Here is a 19,471-nt window from a genome sequence, read left to right on the forward strand (position 1 = left end):
ATACCGAGGGCGCCTGGTTCGACGCCGAACGCCGCGTCGCGGCCCGCTACGGCGTGACGCTGCCCGAGGCGGCCCGCACCGACCTGCACGGCCTCGACGTCCACGCACTGCTGGACGCCCTCCGGGGCCGCTACGGCGTCCCGGCCGCCCGCGACGACCTCGCCACCGAGATCGAGGCCGCCGTCGCGGACGCCCTCACGCGGACCCCCGCCCGGCCCGGCGCCGCCGCGCTCGTCGCCCACCTCGCCGAACGCGACCACCCGCGCGCCGTCGTCTCGAACGCGCCCCACGCCGCCATCCGCGCCACGCTCGCCCCCCACGCGTTCGGCGCGGCGCTCCCCGTGCGGATCTCCGCCGGCGACGTCCCGCGCGGGAAACCGGCGCCGGACCCCTACCTCGCCGCCGTCGCCCGGTTGGGCGTCGCGCCGGACCGGACGCTGGCGGTGGAGGACAGCCTGCCCGGCGCGCGCGCCGCGGTCGCGGCGGGCGCCACCTGCGTCCTCCTCACGCACGGCGAGCTCGATCCCGCCGCCGCGCGACGCGTCACGCCGCACGTGGTGGCGTCGTTCGCCGCGTGGCGGCCGGACCTCGTGCGAGACTCGGGGGTCGCGCACCCCGGCGCCGCCCCGTCCGGCGCCCCGAAGGAGGCCCCATGACCCCCACCCCGCCGGACCCGACGCACCTCCCCGGCGCGCCCGCCCTGCCCGAGCCGGCCCTGCACGTCGGCGGCGCCCGCCGGCCCGCCGCGAACGGTGCGACGCGCGCAGTGCACGACCCCGCCACCGGACGCCGGCTGATGGAGGCCCCCGAAGCGGAGGCGACCGACGCCGCCGACGCGATCGCCGCCGCCCGCGCCGCATTCGATCACGGGCCGTGGCCACACGCGCCGGTGCAGGAACGCGCCCGCCTCCTGGAGCGCGTCGCCGACGCCATCGAACGCGAACGCGACGACCTGGCGTGGCTCGAGACGCTCGATACCGGCAAGACCCTGAGCGAGAGTCGCGACGACATGGACCAGATCGCGCAGGTGTTCCGCTACTACGCGGCGGAGGCCCGCACGAGGCGGGGCGACGTCAACCCCGTCCCCAGCGGCGCGGTGAGCCTCACCGTCCACGACCCGGTCGGCGTCGTCGCCATGATCACGCCGTGGAACTACCCGCTGCTGCAGGCCTCGTGGAAGATCGCGCCGGCGCTGGCGGCGGGCTGCACGTTCGTGCTGAAACCCAGCGAACTCACGCCCCTCACCAGCCTCCGCATCACCGAGATGCTGCAGGAGGCCGGCCTCCCGGACGGCGTCGCGAACCTCGTGACGGGGGCGGGCGCGACCGTCGGGGCGGCCCTCACGGAGGACCCCCGCGTCGACCTGGTGTCGTTCACCGGCGGCATCGTGACGGGCCGCGCGATCGCGGCGGCCGCCGCCCGGAACGTCACCCGCGTCGCGCTCGAGTTGGGCGGCAAGAACCCGAACGTCGTGCTCGACGACGCCGACCTCGACCTCGCCGCCGACCACGCCCTCAACGCCGTGTTCTTCCACGCCGGGCAGGTGTGCTCCGCCGGCTCGCGGCTCCTGGTGCACGAGGCGGTCCACGACGCCCTCGTCGAGCGGATCCTGGACCGCGCGAAGCGCATTCGTCTCGGGTTCGGCTGGGAGGACGGCACCGAAATGGGGCCGGTCATCTCGCCCGAGCACCTCGCGAAGGTCGAGGGCTACGTCCGCCTGGCCCTCGAGGAGGGCGCGACCCTACGGCTCGGTGGGGGACGCCCCCCCGACGCACGGTTCGCCGGGGGGACCTTCCTGGAGCCGACGGTCCTGACCGGACTGCCGCACGACGGACGCGTCGCGTCGGAGGAGATCTTCGGGCCGGTCCTGACGGTGGAGACGTTCCGTGACGACGACGAGGCGTACGCCGTCGCCTCCAGCACCCGCAGCGGGCTTGCGGCCGGCGTGTTCTCCCGCGACGCGGCGCGCGCCATGCGGCTCGCGAAACGCCTTCGCTTCGGCACGGTCTGGATCAACGACTTCCACCCCTACTACCCCGAAGCGCCATGGGGCGGCTTCGGGGAGAGCGGCGTCGGGCGCGAACTGGGTCGCGAGGGCCTCGCGGAGTACCAGGAGCCGAAGCACCTCTACTGGACCCTCGAGCCGGCCGGCGCCGACTGGTTCGGCGGCGACGAGCGCTGACGCCCGCCCGGGGTGCGCCCACCGTCAGGCGGGCGCCTCCAACGCCGGGAGCGGCGCGACCGGTTCGGCGTCGGCGGGGGTGGGGACGTGCCGCACCGCCCGGAGCGCCAGCAGGAGGGCGGGCACCAGCGCGGCGTAGGCGACCGCCATCGCGGCGGTGACGCCGAACGCCTGCTGCAGGACGCCGACCCCGAGGTAGGCGATGCCGGCCAAGCCCCACGTGACGCCGACCTGCATGCCGGTCGCCGCCCCGAGCCGGTCCGGCGCTTCGTCCTGCGCCTGCGCGATCAGGAGGGGGATCACCGAACTGGTGAACGCGCCGGCGAACGCCGCGGCGACGAGGAACGCCGCGGTGGTCGGCGGCAGGATCAGCGTCGCGGTCAGGAACGGGCCGGCCGCCACGAAGCTGCCCGCGACCACCCACCGGCGGGGCCAGCGGGCGTCGATCAGGCCGATCCCCATCGAGCCGGCCGCCGCCGCCAACTGGTAGGCGGCGAGGCCCGCCGCCAACCACGGCGACGTCGTCTCGAGGCCCCACCGACCGGTCATCAGGAGCGGAAGCGACGAGAGGAACGTGAGGTCGGCGGTGGCTTGCAGCGTCCCGATGGTCAGGAGCGCCCCCGACCGACCCCGCAGGAGCGTCGTGTCGATGCTCGGGGGGCGCCCCCACCCGCGGGTCCCGCGGACGCCGCGCGGAGGGCGCGGGGCGGGCGGTTGGTGCGGGACGAACGCCAGGAACCCGAGGGCGGCGAGGACGCCGCCCCACGCGAGGACGAGGACGCCTTCGGGGCCCGCAACCTCGAGCAACGCCAACGCCGCGACGGGGAAGAGCGCCACGCCGATCGGTCCCCCCGCCCCGTAGATCCCGAGGGCGGTGGCGCCGCCCCCGGTCGACCGGACGAGCGCGGCGGCGGCGGGGTGGAACAGGGCGGAGCCGAACCCGCCCGCCACGAGGACCGCGACGAGGAGGAACGGGTGCTCGATGCTGGGCACGAGCGAGATCATGACCGCGACCGTCAGCACCCCGACCGCGGCGCTGCGGCGGCGGCCCCACCGGTCGACGAGCGTCCCGCTGACGCCCTGCGCGACGTTCGACGCGATCGCGACGAGCGTCACGAGGCTCGCGAGGGTCGCCTCGCCCCACCCGAAGCGCAGTTGGATGCCGGGCAGGAACACCGGGAGGCCGTACACGAACGCGTCGTTCACGACGTGCGCGAGGGCGGCGAACGCCACGAGGCGACCGCCGCCGAGCACGAGCGCGTGCCGGCGGCGCAGCAACGCGGCGCGCATCACCGGCTCCGGTCGAGGGGGGACGGCGCCGCCCACGGGGCGGGCGCCGGGAGGGACACGAAGGGGGGCGTCGCGAGGGGCCCGACGGGGACCCACGGCGACGGCTCGACGCACGAGGGGGACGCGCCGCGGAGGCGGCGAACACCCGAACACTGGTTCATGCGCAGGCTCGACTTTACGGAGACGAAAGGGTGGAGGGTCGTGGCGCGCACCCCCGCGTCCGGGGGCCCGATCCGGCGGCCGGCGCGAAATCTACCCACGGGCCCGTCACGGGGTCAACCCCCCGCCCGGCCCGCGCCGTCACGCCCGTCGGGGACGCGGCGCACCTGCGGTCGCGGCGCCGCCGCTGGTAGCCTCGGGGGGTGACGACCGACGGGCGGGAGACCTTCGACGTCCTCGATGCGGCCGGCCGCCCGACCGGGGCGACCGCAGCGCGTGACGACGTCCACCGCGACGGCATGTGGCACGCGGCGCTCCACGTCTGGATCGTGGACGGCGACGACCGCGTGTGGCTGCAACGCCGCAGCGCGGCGAAGGACCTCGCGCCCGGCAAGGTCGACGTCGCGGTCGGGGGGCACCTCGCGGCGGGCGAGGCGTGGGTCGAGGCGCTGCGTGAGGCGGACGAGGAGCTGGGGCTCGTGCTGGAGCCCCCCGACGTCGAGGTGCTCGGCACCGTCCGTAGCGAACGGCGGTACCCGGACGCCACCGACCGCGAGGTGCAGACCGTGGCGGTGCACCGGACCGACCGGACGTTGGCGGACGTGCGGCTCGCACCGGACGAGGTGACGGCGGTCTACGCGGTGTCGTTCGCGCGGCTGCTCGCCTGGTGGCGCGACGACGTGCCGGCGGCGGCGGAGGGGCGCGACGCGCAGGGCCGGCCCGCAGGCGCCCTGCTGCACGCCGCCGACCGCATCGAGGAGGGGCGCGTCGGCACGCTCGAGGAGCTGGCCTGGCTCGAGGCCTGGTGGCGGGCCTGAGGGGCGCGCCACCCCACGCGAACGGCGCGCCCGAGGGCGCGCCGTCGCTCGCGTCGAGGACCTGGCGTCAGTTCTCGACGACGGTCGGGACGATCAACGGCGTGCGGCCCGTCGCTTTGCGGAGGTAGCGGCGGACGGGGTAGAAGATGTCGTCGCGGACGTCGGAGAGGCGCCGCTTCTCGCGTTTGCCCTTCGCGAGCGCCTCGACCGTGAGGCGGGTCACCTCCTTCTTCATCGCGTCGTCCGCGCCGGCGACGCCGCGCACGATGACCTCCGCCGACGGTTTCTTGCCCATCAGGCCCATGATCACGACCACCCCCTCGCTCGACAGCGTCTGGCGGTCGCGGATGATCGGCTCCTGGATCTCGTCGGTGCTGCGCCCCATCGAGTCGATGTAGACGACGCCCCCCTCGATCTCGCCGGTGACCTTCAGGTCGTCCTCGCTCAGCTCCAGGATCGAACCGTTCGTGGGGATGACGGTCTTCTTCGGGGGGCGCGGCATCGACTCCGCCAACCACGCGTGGTTCACCTGGTGGCGGGGCTCCCCGTGCCACGGAATGAAGTACTTCGGGCGCGCCAAATCGAGGATGAGTTTGAGTTCCTCTTGGCTGCCGTGCCCGGAGGCGTGCACCTTGTACTTGGGGGGGTAGAGGACCTTCACGCCCCGCTCGTACAGCTGGTTGATGACGCGGTTGACGGCCTCTTCGTTCCCCGGAATCGGGTTGCTGGACATGATGATCGTGTCGTCGTTCTGCAGCTCCACCTTGCGGTGCGTCCCGGCCGCGAGGCGCGACAACGCCGCCATCGGTTGGCCTTGGCTGCCCGTCGTGATGATCACCAGGCGGTCGCTCTTCATCTCCGCCACCTGATCCATGCTGAGGATCGGTTGCTTGCTCTCGAGGTAGCCGAGCTCCTGCGCGATGCGGGTGGCCTTCACCATGCTGCGGCCCTCGACCGCGACGCGGCGCCCGTGCGCTTCCGCGACCCGCACGAAGTTCTGGATGCGGTGCACGTGGCTCGAGAACGTCGTGACGATCACGCGGCCGGGGGCCTTCCCGACGAGGTCGTCGACCGCCATCATGACGTCGCGTTCCGACGGCGTGAAGCCGGGCCGCTCCCCGTTCGTGGAGTCCGACAGCAGCAGCAGGACGCCCTCCGCGCCGGCCGCCGCGATCTTCGCGAGGTGGCTGGTCTTGCCGTCGGCGGGGTGGTAATCGAGCTTGAAGTCGCCGCTGTGCACGATCCGCCCGATGGGCGTGTGAATGATCAACCCGCTGTTGTCGGGGATCGAGTGCGTCATGCGGAAGAAGTCGACGGTGAAGTGGTCGCTGACCTTGATGCGGTCGTCGGGCGTGATCTCGCGCAGGTCGACGTCGCCCTCGGTCAACTTGAACTCGTCGAACTTCCCGCGCAGCAGCCCCAACGTCAACTTCGCGCCGTACATCGGGATCTTCCGGGGGAGCTGCTTGAGGATGTAGGGGAGCCCCCCGATGTGGTCCTCGTGACCGTGCGTGAGGACCCAGCCCTTGACGCGGTCGATGTTCTCGATCAACCAATCGACCTTCGGGACCAACAGGTCGACGCCCAGCATGTCGGCGTCGGGGAACGCCAGGCCGCCGTCGACCATCAGGATGTCGCCGCCGTATTCGAAGGCGAACATGTTCTTGCCGATCTCGCCCATCCCGCCGAACGGAATGATGCGGATGGCGTCGGACGGACCGGCGTTCTTGGAGCGGCCGCCGCCCCCGCCGCGGCGACGACCGCCGCGGCGACTGCCGCCACTGCGTTTTCTCGGTGCGTTCGGTTTCGTTTCGCTCATGTCTCCTCGTTCGTGCGCCCGCGGCCTCGGACCTCACGGTCGGGCCTGCGTGGCGCGACGGGGCGGCGGGCGCCGCCCCGTGCGGTCAGTCGCGGCGCGGTCCGCGCCCCTCGCGACGTGGGCCGCCCCCCCCGCCGCGCTTCGGGGCGCGGGGGGCGACGATGCCTTCGAGTTCGGGGCGGACCAGGTCGATCTTGCCGCGGTCGTCGATCGCGTTGATCTTCACCTGGATCGCGTCGCCTTCGCTCAGGTGGTCGGACACGGTCTCGACGCGGCCTTCGGCGACCTGGCTGATGTGCAGCAGCCCGTCGGTGCCGGGGAACAGGTTCACGAACGCCCCGAAATCGACGATCTTGACGACCTTGCCCGCGTAGGTCTTGCCGACCTCCGGCGTTTCGGTCAACGCCTCGATCCGGCGTTTCACCTCGTCGGCGACGCTGCCCTCGTCGGTGTAGATCCGTACGAGGCCCTCCTCCTCGATCTCGACCTTCGCGCCGAGCGCCTCGAGTTCCCGGATCTGTTTCCCGCCGGGCCCGATGACGGTCCCGATCTTGTCGCTCGGGATCTGCACCGTCTCGATGCGCGGCGCGCGGGCCGCGAGTTCGCTGCGGGGGGCGGGCAGCGCTTCGCGCATGAGGCCCAGGATGTGCAGCCGTCCGTCGCGCGCCCGGTCGAGGGCGGCGGTCATGACGTCCGCATCGATGCCGGCGATCTTGATGTCCATCTGCAGCGCGGTGACGCCCCGTTCGGTGCCGGTCACCTTGAAGTCCATGTCCCCGAGGGCGTCCTCGCTACCGAGGATGTCGCTGAGGACCTCGTAGCGCTCCCCCTCCTTGACGAGGCCCATCGCGATGCCCGCGACCGGTGCGCGCAGCGGCACGCCGGCGTCCATCAGCGACAGCGTCGTGGCGCAGACCGTCGCCATCGAGGAGGAACCGTTCGATTCGAGCGTCTCGCCGACGCAGCGGATCACGTACGGGAAGTCGTCGCTGCTGGGGACCTGCCGCACGAGGGCGCGCCGCGCCAGGTTGCCGTGCCCCTGCTCACGGCGGGACGTCCCGAACATCCGCTTGACCTCGCCCGTCGAGTAGGGCGGGAAGTTGTAGTGCAGCATGAACTCCTCGGTCGACTCGAGGCCGAGGTCGTCCACCAGACGGTTGTCGCGGCCGGTGCCGAGCGTCGTGGTGGCGAGCACCTGCGTCTCGCCGCGCGTGAACACCGCGGACCCGTGCGCCATGGGCAGCACGCCGGTCTCGATCCAGATCGGCCGGATCGCGTCGGGCGCTCGACCGTCGGTCCGCACCCGCTCGTCGAGGACCATCTCGCGCATCACCGCCGCTTCGGCCTTCCCGAAGGCGTCCTTCAACGTCGCGCGGCGCGCGTCGGCGGCGTCCCCCTCGAGGTCGCCGACGAGGTCGTCGATCACCCGGTCGCGCAGCGCCTTCGTCGCGTCGGCGCGTTCGTGCTTGCCGGGGGTGCGCAGGACGTCGGCGAGGCCGGCGGCCTTCGCCGCTTCGGTGACCGCCGCGACGTCCGCCTCCGGGACCGGCGTCGTGCCCTGGTACGCCTTCGTGGGTTGGCCGATCTCGTCGCGCATGCGTTGGATCGTGGCGATGACGGGGGCGAGCGCCTCTTGCGCGAACTGAATCGCGCCGACCATCGTGGACTCCGGCAGTTCGTTCGCCGACGCCTCGACCATCAACACCGCATCCTCGCTGGCGGCGACCGTCAACGCCAGGTCCCCCTCGGCGAGCTGCTGCAGGGTGGGGGCGATGACGTACGCGCCGTCGACGTACCCGACGTGATGGCAGGCGGTCGGACCGTTCCAGGGGATGTCGCTGATCGCGAGGGCGGCCGACGCGCCGATCGCCCCGAGCGGGGCGGGGTCGTGCTCCTGATCGGCGGAGAGGACGGTGATGATCACCTGCGTTTCGTTGCGCAGGTCCTTCGGGAACAGCGGACGGATCTGCCGGTCGGTGATGCGGGCGTTGAGGGTGGCCTGCGCCCCGGGACGCCCCTCGCGCCGCAGGAACGAGCCGGGGATCTTGCCGATCGCGTAGTGTTTCTCCTCGTAATCCACGGTGAGGGGCAGGAACGGGATCGGTTTCGCCTCGTCCTGCATCTGCGCGGTGACGAGGACGACCGTGTCGCCGTAGCGGACGGTGACGCTGCCCGACGCCTGTTTGGCGTACTTGCCGGTCTCGAGGATCAGGTCGCGTCCCCCCAGTTGGGTGACGTAGCGGCGGCCTTCGGGAATGTTCACGAGCTCTCCTTCGTCGTGCGTGCGTCGACCTGCCGCCCCCTGGCGACGGGCCGGACCCGGGGTGGGTCAAGGGAACCGTCCCCCCGGCGGGCCGGGGGGACGGCGAAGGGGACGCCGGCGCGGGGCCGGGACGTCCCGACGTTCCGGGGCGTCGCGCCGAGCGGCGAACCGGGCGGGAGGGTCGCGCGCTCGGGCGTCACGTCAGCGGCGTAGACCGAGTTCGCCGATCAGCGCCTTGTAGCCGTCGAAGTCGGTCTTCTCGAGGTAGCCGAGCAGGCGCTTGCGCTTGCCGACCATCACGAGGAGGCCGCGTCGGCCGTGGTGGTCCTTCTTGTTCGTCTTCAGGTGCGCGGCGAGGTCGTCGATGCGTGCGGTGAGCAACGCGATCTGCACGCGGGTGGATCCCGTGTCCGTCGCGTCGCGACCGAACCGTTCCACGATCTCGCGCTTCTTCTGAGCGTCGATGGCCATGAGGGACTCCCTTCAAATTGCGGCGACGGGATCGGATGCGGACAGAGAACGATCGCGATCGCGCCAACCGGCCGCTATGCTAGCACGATGCACGGCCGGCGTCGCCCCCCGCCTCCCGACGCCTCCGACGCGCCCCCGGCCGACCTCCGCGCGTGGCTCGAGGCCGCCCTCGGGCGACGGGTCGTGGCGTGGACCCCGCTCCCCTCGCCCCGCGCCGCCCCCGGGGCGGCCGCCGTCCACCGGCTCGACGGGCGGTCGGGCCCGCTGGCGGTCCTCAAGCGGCACGCCGACCTCGCCAAGCACCGCCGCGAGGTGGCCACGCACCGCGCCCTCGACGCGGTCGCCGCGTCCCGGCCGGCGGCTCGGGCGGCTCCCACCCTGCTCGCGGCGGCGGAGGCGCCGTCCCCCCGGCTGGTGACCGGCTTCGTGCCGGGCGACCCCGCGCCGCAGCCCCCGGACGTCCCACCCACCGCCGTTCTCGAGGGCGTCGGGGCGTTCCTGGCCGCCCTGCACCACGCGCCGGTCGCGGGGCACGACCCGCTTCCCGTCGAGGCGGCGCTGCGCCGGCGCGCGGACGCGGCCCTGCGCGGCGCCCCCGACGGGGGGGAGGCGGCCCGCACCCGGGGGGCGTTGGCGGCGGCCCGGGCGTCGCTGGTCGGTCGGGTGCGGCACCTCGCGCACCGCGACGCCGGCCCGCACAACTGGCGGGTGGTGGGGGGCGGGCGCGTCGCCGTCCTCGATTTCGAGCACGCGCGCGCCGACCTCCCCGACGTCGATCTCGCTCGCCTCGTCGTCACCTTCCACGCCGCGCCCGACGCCGCGCGGACGGTCCTCGCGGCGTACGCCGCGGCGGGCGGCCCCGCCCCCCTCGACGCGGCGGTCCTGCTGGCGTGCGCGCGGCTCGACGCCACCGCGGCGCGCGCGTGGGCCGCCGGGCGGACGGGGCCGGCGGCGCGGGCGGCCCGAGCGGAGGCGGACGCCGCGCTGGCGCGCCTCCGCACCCCCGCCGACGTGCCGCTACCCTGACGGTCGGCGTCAGGGGTGCGTTTCGAACCAGGCGACGATCTCCTCGAGGCGTCGCACCCGCCGGTCGGGTCGGCCCGACCGCGACAGTTCGTGGCCCTCCTCGGGGAACCGCACGAACTTGACGTCGGCCTTCCCGATCCGCTTCAGCGCCACGAACCACTGTTCGGCCTGCTCGACGGGGCAGCGGTGGTCGGCGTCGGCGTGCAGGATCAGGATCGGGGTCGTGACGTTCGCGACCCACCGCAGCGGGCTTTGCCGCCACAACACCTCCGGGTCGTTCCACGGGGTGCCGCGGACCTCCTGCTCCGCGAAGCGGTAGCCGATGTCGCTCGTGCCGTAGAACGACGCCCAGTGGGCGATGCTGCGTTGCGTGACGGCGCTGGCGAAGCGGTCGGTGCGCCCCACCAACCAGTTCGTCATGAAGCCGCCGTACGACCCACCCGTCAGGTGCACGGGGGGCGCGTCGACCGGCGACGTGGCCTGCGCGGCGTCGGCGACGGCGAGGACGTCGTCGGCGTCGACGGTGCCGTACCCGCCGATCATCGCCGTCGCCCACGCTTCGCCGTAGCTGCTGCTGCCGCGGGGGTTGGCGAAGGCGACGGCGTACCCCCGGGCGGTCAGCAGGTGGTGTTCGAAGGCGAACCCGAACCCGGCGTTCGTGTGCGGTCCGCCGTGCACCTGCAGCACGATCGCGCCGTCGCGGCGGCGGCGGTGGGGGCGAAGCCGCCACCACGGGACCGGCCCCCCGCCACTGGGCGCCTCGAGGGGGCCGTCGGCGTCGCGCAGGTCGAACCGCGCGACGAACGCGGCGTTCGGGTCGTACCGCACGGTGGCGCTCCGGTCGGGGTCGAGGCGCACGAGGTGCCCCGGGCGGGCCGGCGTCTCCTGCAGTGCGAGGGTCGTGCCCGACGCGTGCGCGAAGGCGGTCGTGACCCGGCCCGGCGGTTGCAGGTCCTCGACGTCCCCGTCGGGCCCGACGCGGGCCGGGACGGCCGACCCGGCGCGGTTGTGGATCACGACGATCCCGCCGGGCGTGAAGACGGGGCGCGCCTCGTACGCGCCGTACCGCGCGTCGCCCCCGACCGACGGCGCGGCGTCGACGTCGGGGTCGGTCACGAGCGTCGGGCCGTCGTGCGCCGGCGACCAGGTCCACAGGCCCACGGGCGCCGCGAGGTCGTCGGGGTCGCTCGGGGCGAGCCACGCGAGGGCGTCGTTCGGTCCGACGCTCAGGGCGCGTGCCTGCAGGAGGCCCGCCGCGACCCGCGCGGGGGCGCCGTGCGGGACGCCGTCCGCGCCGACGTCGAGGCGCCAGAGGCTGGTGCGGAAGGCGTCGCCCTCGGCGACGTCGGCGGGGCCGAACACCCAAAGCGTCCCGCCGTCGGGTGCGAACCGGGCGTCGCTCACGCCGTCCGCGGGCCCGTCGAGGGGGTGCACGTCGGTGCGGTCGGGGCGCCCCCACGCGAGACCGGTCCGGCCCTCGGGCCGGACGCCGGGGGCGGGGCGGCCGTCCTCCTTGGCGTGCAGCCGCTCGACGGTGCGTGCGACGACGTCGCCTTCGCCGCCCTCGGGCGCGACGTCGCGCCCGAGGGCGACGAACGTCGCGCCGCTCGGGTGCCACGCGACGTCGCTCGCGCCGCCCGCGAAGGCGGTGCGGGTCACGGGCGCGCCGCCGCGCTCGCGGTCGAGGATGCGGACCTGCGTCGTGCGGCGGGACGCGTCGTCGGCCGCCGGGTCGGGGACGTCGGCGAGGAACGCCAACCACCGCCCGTCGGGCGACGGGCGGGGCCGGCGGGCGTCGCTGCGGCCGTCGTCGCTCGCGGCGCCGCCCGCCACGAGGCGGGCGGGTGCGTCGCCGTCCTCCTGGGCGTCGGGGCCGGCGACGTCGACCTCGACGACCTCCGAGCGGTAGCCGGGCGTCCCGTCGGGCGCGTCGTGGATGCGGGTGCGGACCAGGAAGACGCTCGCGCCGTCCGGCGCGAGCTGCGGGTCGGAGAGGAACGTCAGGTCGCGGAGGTGGTACGCCTCGAGGCGTTCGGATGGGGACGGCATGGGACCTCCTCGGGGGTCAGGCGCGCCCTCGCCGAGCGGCGTACAGCAGCACGCCGGCGGCGACGGACGCGTTCAGGGTGTCGATGCGACCGTACGTCGGGATGGCGACCGTCGCGTCGCACGCCTCCCGCACGACGCGGCGGAGGCCGCGCCCCTCCGCGCCGATGACGAGGGCGACGTCCCGCCGCCAGTCGAGCCGGTCGGGGGCCTCCGCCGCGTGGTGGTCGGCGCCGTAGATCCACGTCCCGCGCTTCTTGAGGTCCCGGATGAGGTTCCCGAGGTTCGCGACCTGCACGAGCGGCAGGAGGCTGGCGGCGCCCGCCGCGGTCTTCGCGACGACCGCGGAGAGCGGTGCGCTGCGCCGCGCTTCGGTGACGACGCCGTGCGCGCCGAGCACCTCGGCGCTGCGGATGATCGCGCCGTAGTTGCGGGGGTCCTGCACGTGATCGAGCAGCACCAGCAACAGCGGTTCGTCCGCCGCCTCGGCGCGCGCGAACGCGGCGTCGAGCGGTTGGTGGTCGAGCTCGGGGAGTTCCGCGGCGACGCCCTGGTGCGCGGTCGTCCCGAGTGCCGCGTCCAGGTCGATGCGGGGGACACGGTCGATGGGGATGCCGGCCCGGCGGGCGGCCTTCTCGAGCGGCGCGACGCGGCCGCGCTGGACGCCCTCGGCCAGCAGGAGCCGTTCGACCTGGCCCTGCTCGAGCGCTTCGGCGACGGGGTTGCGTCCGTAGATCCACACGTCAGGCCTCCCGCACGTCGCCGGCCGGGAGGCCGCGGGCCCGCAGGGCGTGGCGGGCGGCGTCGGCGTCGGCGGCGAGTTGGGCCTTCAGGGCGTCGAGGCCGTCGAAGCGGCGTTGGCCCCGCAGGTGGGCGTGCACGAACACCGCGAGGTCCGCGCCGTACAGGTCGAGGTCGACGTCGAACAGGTGCACCTCGAGGGTGGCGCGCGCGTCCCCGACCGTGGGGCGCGGCCCGGCGTTCGCCATGCCTCCGAACGTGCCGGCGGGCGTCTCCACGGTGACGGCGAACACGCCGAGCGGGAGGGCCTTCCCGTCGGGCACCGCGACGTTCGCGGTCGGCACGCCGATCGTACGGCCGCGCGCGTCGCCCGGCACGACCGTCCCCATCACGAGGTACGGCCCGCCGAGCAGCGCCTGCGCGGTGGCGAGGTCGCCGCGCTCGAGGGCGGCGCGGATGCGGCTGCTGCTGATCACGCCGTCGTCGTCGTGCACGAGGCGCACGACCTCGAGGCGGTCGGGGACGTGCTGGAGCTCCTCGAGGCCGCCGGCGCGGTCGCGACCGAAGCGGAAGTCCTCCCCGACGATCAACGTCGCGGGCGCCAGCGTCCGGAGCGCCTCGAGGAACGCCTCGGGGGGGGTGGCGGCGTACGCGGCGTCGAACGGTTGCACGACGATCTCGTCGGGGGCGTAGGCGGCGAGGAGCCGGTGTTTCTCGCGCTCGCCGGCGAGGTAGGGCGCGCCGGTGAACACGACCTTCGCGGGGGGGAAGAACGTCACGACCAGCGATGGGCGGCCCGCCGTGCGGGCGTCGTCCCGCATGCGCTGCAGGAGGGCGTGATGGCCGCGGTGGACGCCGTCGAAGTTGCCAATCGCCACGACCGCGCCGCGCGCGCGGACGTCGTGCAGCGACCGCCGCAGCGGTGGCGGACCGGGCGGCGGGCCGTTCACGGGGCGTCGCCGCGCCGCGCGAGGGTGCGTTGCAGGCCGAGCAGCGTCACGCCGCTCGTCGCGAGGCGGCCGTCCGCGACGGCGTCCCACGCCGCGCGCGGGTCGCGCCACGCGATGCGCAGGTCCTCGCCCTCGTCGGGTACGCCGTCGCAGGGCACGACGTCGGTCGCTTCGAACAGGTGCACCACCTCGTCGGTGAAGCCGGGGGAGACGTACAGGCGCGTGACGTACGCCAGGGTGCCGCAGCGTTGCGTCTCCTCGGCCAGTTCGCGGGCGGCGGCGTCGGTGGGCGTTTCGCCGGGGTCGATCAATCCCGCCGGCAGCTCCCACGTGCGCGCGTCGATGGCGGGCCGCACCTGCTCGACGCCGAGCACGAAGCCGTCGCTGGGGCGTTCGACGAGCACGGCGACCGCCGGCGCGTGGCGGGCGACCTCGTACCCGTTCGCGAGGACCTCCATCGCCACGATCCGGCCGCGCCACACGGTGGTGGCGCCCGCGGTCGTCGGTTCGGCGTCCGGGGTCGGCACGGTGCGCGTCGCGCGGGGCGTCAGGCGTCCCCGTCGGGCTGGTAGCGCAGGAACGCCGGGATGTCGTAGTTGCCGGGATCGACGCCGCTGCGCATGGCGTCCCCGCGGAGGTCCGAGGGGCGCAGCACGCGCGTCGATCGGGGTTCGTCGAACCCGGCGGCGATGACGGTGACGCGGACCTCGTCGGCGGCGTCCTCGTCGTGCGTGATGCCGAACAGGACGTTGACGTCCTCGACGTCCGTCGCTTCGCTGATCCGCTCGACGATCTCCTGCGCGTCGAACAACGTCAGTTCGTCGGAGCCGGTGACGTTGATCAACAGGCTGCGGGCGCCTTCCACGCCGCGCGACAGCAGCGGCGACTGCGTCGCCGACGTCGCGGCCTCCTCCGCGATGCGTTCGCCGCGGCCCGCACCGATCCCCATCAAGACGGTGCCGGCGCCCTCCAGGAGGGTCTTGACGTCGGCGAAGTCGACGTTGATCATGCCGGGCACGTTGATGACGTCGCTGATGCCGCGCACCCCGTGGTAGAGGATGCGGTCGGCGACCCGGAACGCGTCGGAGAGCTTCGTCTTGCGGTCCAGGGCGGACAACAGGCGTTCGTTCTCCACCACGATCAACGCGTCGACGTGCCGCTCGAGCTTCGCGAGGCCCTCGTCCGCCTGCCGCCCCCGTTTGGGGCCCTCGAACTTGAAGGGGGTCGTGACGACCGCGACGGTGAGGGCCCCGACCTCGCGGGCGACCTCGGCGACGACCGGTGCGCTGCCCGTCCCGGTCCCGCCGCCCATGCCGGCGGTGAGGAACACGAGGTCGCTGCCGGCCAACACTTCGCCGATGCGGTCGCGGTCCTCGAGGGCGGCCTTCTCGCCGACCTCCGGGTTGGCGCCCGCCCCCAGCCCCTTCGTGAGGTGGTCGCCCAACTGGATGCGGGTGTCCGCCAAGCTGGTGGCCAGGACCTGCGCGTCGGTGTTCGCGGCGATGAACTCCACGCCGATCAGGCCGGTCTCGATCATGCGGTTGACGGCGTTGTTGCCGCCCCCCCCGAGGCCCATGACGCGAATCACGGCGTTGTCGTCGTATCTCATGCCTGCCTCCCGTCGCCGGCGCCCACGGCGGCCGGACGAACCATCAGAAGAAATCCTTGAGCAGCGTCCGCAAGCGCTTCCATGCGGCGGGGGCGTCGCCCGCGCCGCGGGTCGGTGCGGGCGGCGCCGCATGCCGCGTGGCGTGGCGGACCAGGCCCACGGCGGTCGCGTGGGTCGGGGCGGACACCACGTCGGTGAGGCCCGACACCCCCTGCGGCCCGGCGATGCGGACCGGGAGGCGGAGGCGTTCCGCGGCCAGCGGCTCCGCGCCGGCGAGGCGACTCCCGCCGCCGGTCAACACCACGTGCCCGGCGTTGAGTTCCAACGCCCCGAGGTGGGTCTCGACCTCGCGTTTGGCGAGGTCCAGGATCTCCATCATGCGGGGCTTGACGACCTGCGCCAACTCGAACGTGGAGAGGCTGGCGGTGTAGCCGGGGTTGGCGACCTCCAGCACGACGTCGCGGTCGGCGAGCTCCGGTTGCGCGACGCCGTGCAGGCGTTTGACGCGTTCCGCTTCGTCGGGCGGGATGCGAAGCAGCTGCGCGATGTCCTGCGTCACGTGGTCGCCGCCGACCGGCAGGACCGCGGCGTGCGCCAGGACGCCGCGCCGCACGACGGCGACGTCGGTCGTGCCGCCCCCGACGTCGATGACCAACGTCGTGACGTCCTCGTCCGCGTCGCCGAGCACCGCGAGGCTCGAGGCGAGCGACTGGACGACGAGCCCGTCGACCGCCATGCCGGCGTCCTCCACGGCGCGGCGCAGGTTCGCGAGCGGACCGCGCTGGCCGGCGACGACGTGGACGTCGACCTCGAGGCGGACGCCGCTCATGCCGACCGGGTCCTTGATGCCGTCGTTGCCGTCGACGACGTACTCCTGCGGGATGACGTGCAGCAGCTCGACGTCCTGCTCCATCGGGACGGCGCGGGCGTTGTCGATCGTGCGTTCGAGGTCGGCGCGGGTGACCTCCTGCCCCCGCCGAATGGCGGCCATCCCGTGGCTGGTGAACGACGTCAGGTGCGGACCGCCGACCCCCAACCAGACGGAGGCCACCTCGACGCCGGCGACGCGTTCCGCGGCGTCCACCGACGCGCGGATCGAGCGCACCGTCCGCTCGAGGTTCGCCACGACGCCCTTGCGCATGCCGTCGCTCGCGACGGTGCCCTCGCCGATCACGTCGAGGACGCCGTCGCCCGCGATCTCGCCGATCACCGTCGTCACCTTCGTCGTCCCGACGTCCAGACCGACGAGGATGCGTTCGTCACTCATCCGCCACGCTCACTCCCCACGGGTAGATCGCGACCCGTCCCGACCCGGCGGCCCGCACCGCCGCCCACTCGCGACGCAGGGCCTCGAGGTCCGGGGTGCGGACGTGCAGATCGGCCAGGGCGATCGTGAAGCCCATTGGCGCGTACTCTATCACCTTCGGGTCCTCGTTCCGCAGGAGCCGGAGGAGGGCGAACGCCTCCTCCCGGCGGGGGGGACCCCACCCCCGCACGACCGGCAGGTCGGCCCGCTCGAGGGCCGCGACGTCCGGCAGGACCGTGCCGTCCTCCGCCCACACGACGGCGTTCATGGCGGTGCCGTTGCGGGCGAACGGCGTGCGTTCCTCGACGGTGATGCGGACCGCGTCGGGCCAGCGACGCTCGACGTGGGCCGCCGCGATCCACGGGTCGCGCACGAGGTCGTCGACCCGCCAGGCGGTGATCCACAACAGCGGGTCGCCGTGCGCGATGCGCGCGAGCCTCGCGACGTCGGCGGGGGCGTGGTGGTCCGCCCCCACGACCTCGATGCGTTCCACGGTCGGCGTGACGCGCGTGCCTGCCAGCAGCGCCAGGAGCAGCGCGGCGGCCAGGAGGGCGCGACGCCGGGTGGGGGGCGTCAGCGCGACCAACGACGCCACTCCACCTCGAGGGGGACCGGCACGCGCCGGCGCACCTCCTCGAGGAGGGCGTCGACGTCGGCGGCGGTGGCGTGCCCCAGGTTCACGACGAAGTTCGCGTGGTCGGGGGACACCATCGCGTCCCCCACGCGGAGGCCCTTCAGGCCGGCGGCGTCGATGAGGCGTCCGGCGCTGTCGCCCGGCGGATTCGTGAAGGCGCAGCCGGCGCTCTTGGCTTTGGGTTGCCCGGCGCGGGCGGCGTCGACCGGCGCGAGGGCGGCCGCCACCCGCTCGGGCGTGGACGGCGTCAGGCGGAGGCGCGCGCGGAGCAGCACCGCGCCGCGCGGGAGGTGGGCGGTGCGGTAGCCGAACCGCAGCGCGTCGGCGGGGAGGCGCACGACCTCCCCGTCGATCATGGCGTCCACCTCCACCAGGACGTCGGCGATCTCCCCGAAGCGGGTGCCGGCGTTCATTGCGATCGCGCCCCCCACCATCGCCGGGATCCCGAGGAGGCCCTCGAGGCCGGACAGGCCCGCCTCCTTCGCGCGCCGCACGAGGCCGGGGAGGGGCGTCGCGGCCCCCACCCAGACGTCGGCGGCGTCCCCGAACGTCCGGCCGTCGTCGAAGCCGCGCCCGAGCCGCACGACGCGGCCGTCGACCCCGCCGTCGGCGACGAGGAGGTTGGAGCCCGCCCCGAGCACGCGGAACGGTTCCGTCGTCGCGTCCCGCACGCCGGCGTCGTCGTCGACGTGCCAGATCTCGGCGGGCCCGCCGACGCGGAGCGTCGTGAAGTCCGCGAGGGGGCGGACCTCGACCCGCACCGCCGGGTTCGGCGTCACGCCGCCCCCTCCTCGGCGAGGGCGGCCGCGACCCGCCAGACGTCGCCCGCGCCGAGCGTGAGGACCAGGTCACCGTCCGCCAGGTCGTGGCGGAGGTAGGCGACCGCGTCGGGCAGGTCGGCGCCCCGGGCGGGCGTCCCGGCGTCGCGGATGCGCGCGACGATCGCGTCGCGCGTCACGCCGGGGATCGTCGCTTCACCGGCGCCGTAGACGTCGAGGACGACGACCTCGTCGGCGGCGGCGGCGGCGTCGGCCAACGCCGGCCAGTGCCGCGCGGTCCGCACCCACCGGTGGGGCTGCAGGACCGCGCGGACGCGGCGCCCCGTGGCGCGCGCCGCCTGCAGCGTCGCGGCGACCTCGGTCGGGTGGTGCGCGTAGTCGTCGACGATGCGCGCACCGCGCACGTCGCCCCACCGCTGCCAGCGTCGGCCGACGCCGCGGAACGCCGCCAACGCCGCGGCGCCCACCTCGAGGGGGACGCCGGTGCGGTGGGCGGCGGCGAGGGCGGCGGCGGCGTTGAGGGCGTTGAAGCGTCCGGGGACGTGCAGCGCGACGTCGGTGGTCGCGTCGGGCCCGCGGAGGACGAAGCCGGCGGTCTCGCCGTCGAGGGCGAGGTCCGTGACGCGGTAGTCGGCGTCCGCCGCTTCGCCGTAGCGCACCGCGTCGGGGTGGCCGGCGACGACCGCGTCGAGGCCCGGCCAGTCGGCGCACCAGACCAGCGTCCGCGCCCCCCGCGCGAACCGGCGGGTGGCGGCCTCGAGGTCGGCGTAGGCGGCGTGGTATGTGCGTCGCTCGCCGTGGTCGCCGGCGACGTGGTCGTCCTCGAGGTTCGTGACGACCGCGACGGTGGCGCGCAGGTCGGCGAAGCCGGGGTCGGACTCGTCGACCTCGGCGACGAGGTGCGGGCCGTGCCCGTAGCGCATGACGCCGCCCAGCGCCGGCAGCGTCGCGCCCAGCTGGACGCTGGGGTCGCGCCCCGCATGCAGCAGGATCGTCGCCAGCATGCCGCTCGTCGTGCTCTTGCCGTGCGTCCCCGTCACCCCGAGTGCCGCGTGGGCGTCGAACAGGTCGGCGAGGACGTCCATGCGGCGCAGGATCGGGAGGCCGCGCGCCTCCGCGGCGCGCCGTTCGGGGGCGTCCGCCGCGACGGCGGCGCTCACCACCAGCGCGTCGACCGCACCGCGCGTCGCGTCCCCGTCGAGGTGGGCCGGGTCGTGCCCGGCGACCGCCGCGATGCCGTCGGCGCGCAGCGCCGTGAGCGCCTCGCCGTCCGCGAGGTCGCAGCCGGAGACGCGGTCGCCGGCGGCGTGGTGGTGGCGGGCGAGGCCGCCCATGCTGACGCCGCCGATCCCCATGAAGTGCAGGTGGCGGCTCACGG

At 74.6% G+C, this 19,471-nt stretch carries 17 protein-coding genes; 4 read left to right on the plus strand and 13 right to left on the minus strand.

Translation table 11 applies throughout. From position 1 onward, the window contains the following. A partial coding sequence (locus RI554_02365) for an HAD family phosphatase (GenBank protein MDR9390853.1) occupies positions 1-656 on the plus strand: 656 nt, incomplete at its 5' end. Beyond that, entirely contained in the window at positions 653-2,182 is a 1,530-nt protein-coding gene (locus RI554_02370; protein MDR9390854.1) for an aldehyde dehydrogenase family protein, read from the plus strand. The genes RI554_02365 and RI554_02370, both read left to right, overlap by 4 nt. Positions 2,183-2,206: 24 nt before the next feature. On the opposite strand, the gene RI554_02375 is transcribed toward RI554_02370, so the two are convergent. Then, complete coding sequence (locus RI554_02375; GenBank protein MDR9390855.1) at positions 2,207-3,472, minus strand: MFS transporter; 1,266 nt, start codon at positions 3,470-3,472, stop codon at positions 2,207-2,209. 362 nt (positions 3,473-3,834) lie between these two features. Between RI554_02375 and RI554_02380 the strand changes: the two genes are divergently transcribed. Then, on the plus strand, positions 3,835-4,449 hold the full coding sequence (locus RI554_02380) for an NUDIX domain-containing protein (protein ID MDR9390856.1): 615 nt from the start codon (positions 3,835-3,837) through the stop codon (positions 4,447-4,449). A gap of 67 nt (positions 4,450-4,516) precedes the next feature. Here RI554_02380 and RI554_02385 read toward each other — a convergent pair whose 3' ends face one another. The 3 genes from RI554_02385 to rpsO all read right to left on the minus strand — a co-directional run bounded on the left by RI554_02385 (position 4,517) and on the right by rpsO (position 9,002). Then, positions 4,517-6,268 (minus strand): ribonuclease J, encoded by a 1,752-nt coding sequence (locus tag RI554_02385; GenBank protein ID MDR9390857.1) that lies wholly within the window; start codon positions 6,266-6,268, stop codon positions 4,517-4,519. 85 nt (positions 6,269-6,353) lie between these two features. Next, positions 6,354-8,531, minus strand: a complete 2,178-nt coding sequence (gene pnp / locus RI554_02390) for a polyribonucleotide nucleotidyltransferase (GenBank protein ID MDR9390858.1) — start codon at positions 8,529-8,531, stop codon at positions 6,354-6,356. A gap of 201 nt (positions 8,532-8,732) precedes the next feature. Continuing rightward, positions 8,733-9,002 carry a 30S ribosomal protein S15 gene (rpsO, locus tag RI554_02395; GenBank protein ID MDR9390859.1) on the minus strand — a complete coding sequence of 90 codons (270 nt, stop codon included), beginning with the start codon at positions 9,000-9,002 and terminating at the stop codon, positions 8,733-8,735. An 87-nt stretch (positions 9,003-9,089) separates the two neighbouring features. On the opposite strand from rpsO, the gene RI554_02400 reads away from it, so the two are divergent. Beyond that, the gene (locus RI554_02400) at positions 9,090-10,028 is read left to right on the plus strand and encodes a hypothetical protein (GenBank protein ID MDR9390860.1); all 939 of its coding nucleotides are present in this window, start codon (positions 9,090-9,092) and stop codon (positions 10,026-10,028) included. 9 nt (positions 10,029-10,037) lie between these two features. Here RI554_02400 and RI554_02405 read toward each other — a convergent pair whose 3' ends face one another. From RI554_02405 to murC, 9 genes are read right to left on the minus strand one after another with little or no spacing between them, the layout of a single operon-like run. Beyond that, positions 10,038-12,077, minus strand: a complete 2,040-nt coding sequence (locus RI554_02405; GenBank protein ID MDR9390861.1) for a S9 family peptidase — start codon at positions 12,075-12,077, stop codon at positions 10,038-10,040. Between the two features lie 16 nt (positions 12,078-12,093). Further along, positions 12,094-12,816, minus strand: a complete 723-nt coding sequence (gene rlmB, locus RI554_02410) for a 23S rRNA (guanosine(2251)-2'-O)-methyltransferase RlmB (GenBank protein ID MDR9390862.1) — start codon at positions 12,814-12,816, stop codon at positions 12,094-12,096. Between the two features lies 1 nt (position 12,817). Next, positions 12,818-13,765: a riboflavin biosynthesis protein RibF gene (ribF, locus tag RI554_02415; protein ID MDR9390863.1), complete on the minus strand. Its 948-nt coding sequence runs from the start codon at positions 13,763-13,765 to the stop codon at positions 12,818-12,820. Further along, positions 13,762-14,292, minus strand: a complete 531-nt coding sequence (locus RI554_02420) for an NUDIX hydrolase (GenBank protein MDR9390864.1) — start codon at positions 14,290-14,292, stop codon at positions 13,762-13,764. Before RI554_02420 ends, ribF begins: the two co-directional genes overlap by 4 nt. A 20-nt stretch (positions 14,293-14,312) precedes the next feature. Next, positions 14,313-15,374, minus strand: a complete 1,062-nt coding sequence (ftsZ, locus tag RI554_02425) for a cell division protein FtsZ (protein MDR9390865.1) — start codon at positions 15,372-15,374, stop codon at positions 14,313-14,315. A 43-nt stretch (positions 15,375-15,417) separates the two neighbouring features. Continuing rightward, positions 15,418-16,641 (minus strand): cell division protein FtsA, encoded by a 1,224-nt coding sequence (gene ftsA, locus RI554_02430; GenBank protein MDR9390866.1) that lies wholly within the window; start codon positions 16,639-16,641, stop codon positions 15,418-15,420. Next, positions 16,634-17,275, minus strand: coding sequence for an FtsQ-type POTRA domain-containing protein (locus tag RI554_02435; protein MDR9390867.1), 642 nt, complete (start codon positions 17,273-17,275; stop codon positions 16,634-16,636). Before RI554_02435 ends, ftsA begins: the two co-directional genes overlap by 8 nt. After that, positions 17,254-18,093, minus strand: a complete 840-nt coding sequence (locus tag RI554_02440) for a UDP-N-acetylmuramate dehydrogenase (GenBank protein ID MDR9390868.1) — start codon at positions 18,091-18,093, stop codon at positions 17,254-17,256. The genes RI554_02435 and RI554_02440 overlap by 22 nt, the downstream gene beginning before the upstream one ends. Next, a complete protein-coding gene (gene murC, locus RI554_02445; protein MDR9390869.1) occupies positions 18,090-19,469 on the minus strand; it encodes a UDP-N-acetylmuramate--L-alanine ligase in 1,380 nt (459 codons plus the stop codon). Before murC ends, RI554_02440 begins: the two co-directional genes overlap by 4 nt. Between the last annotated feature and the right edge of the window lie 2 nt (positions 19,470-19,471).

Source organism: Trueperaceae bacterium (genome assembly GCA_031581195.1).
GTDB lineage: Bacteria > Deinococcota > Deinococci > Deinococcales > Trueperaceae > SLSQ01.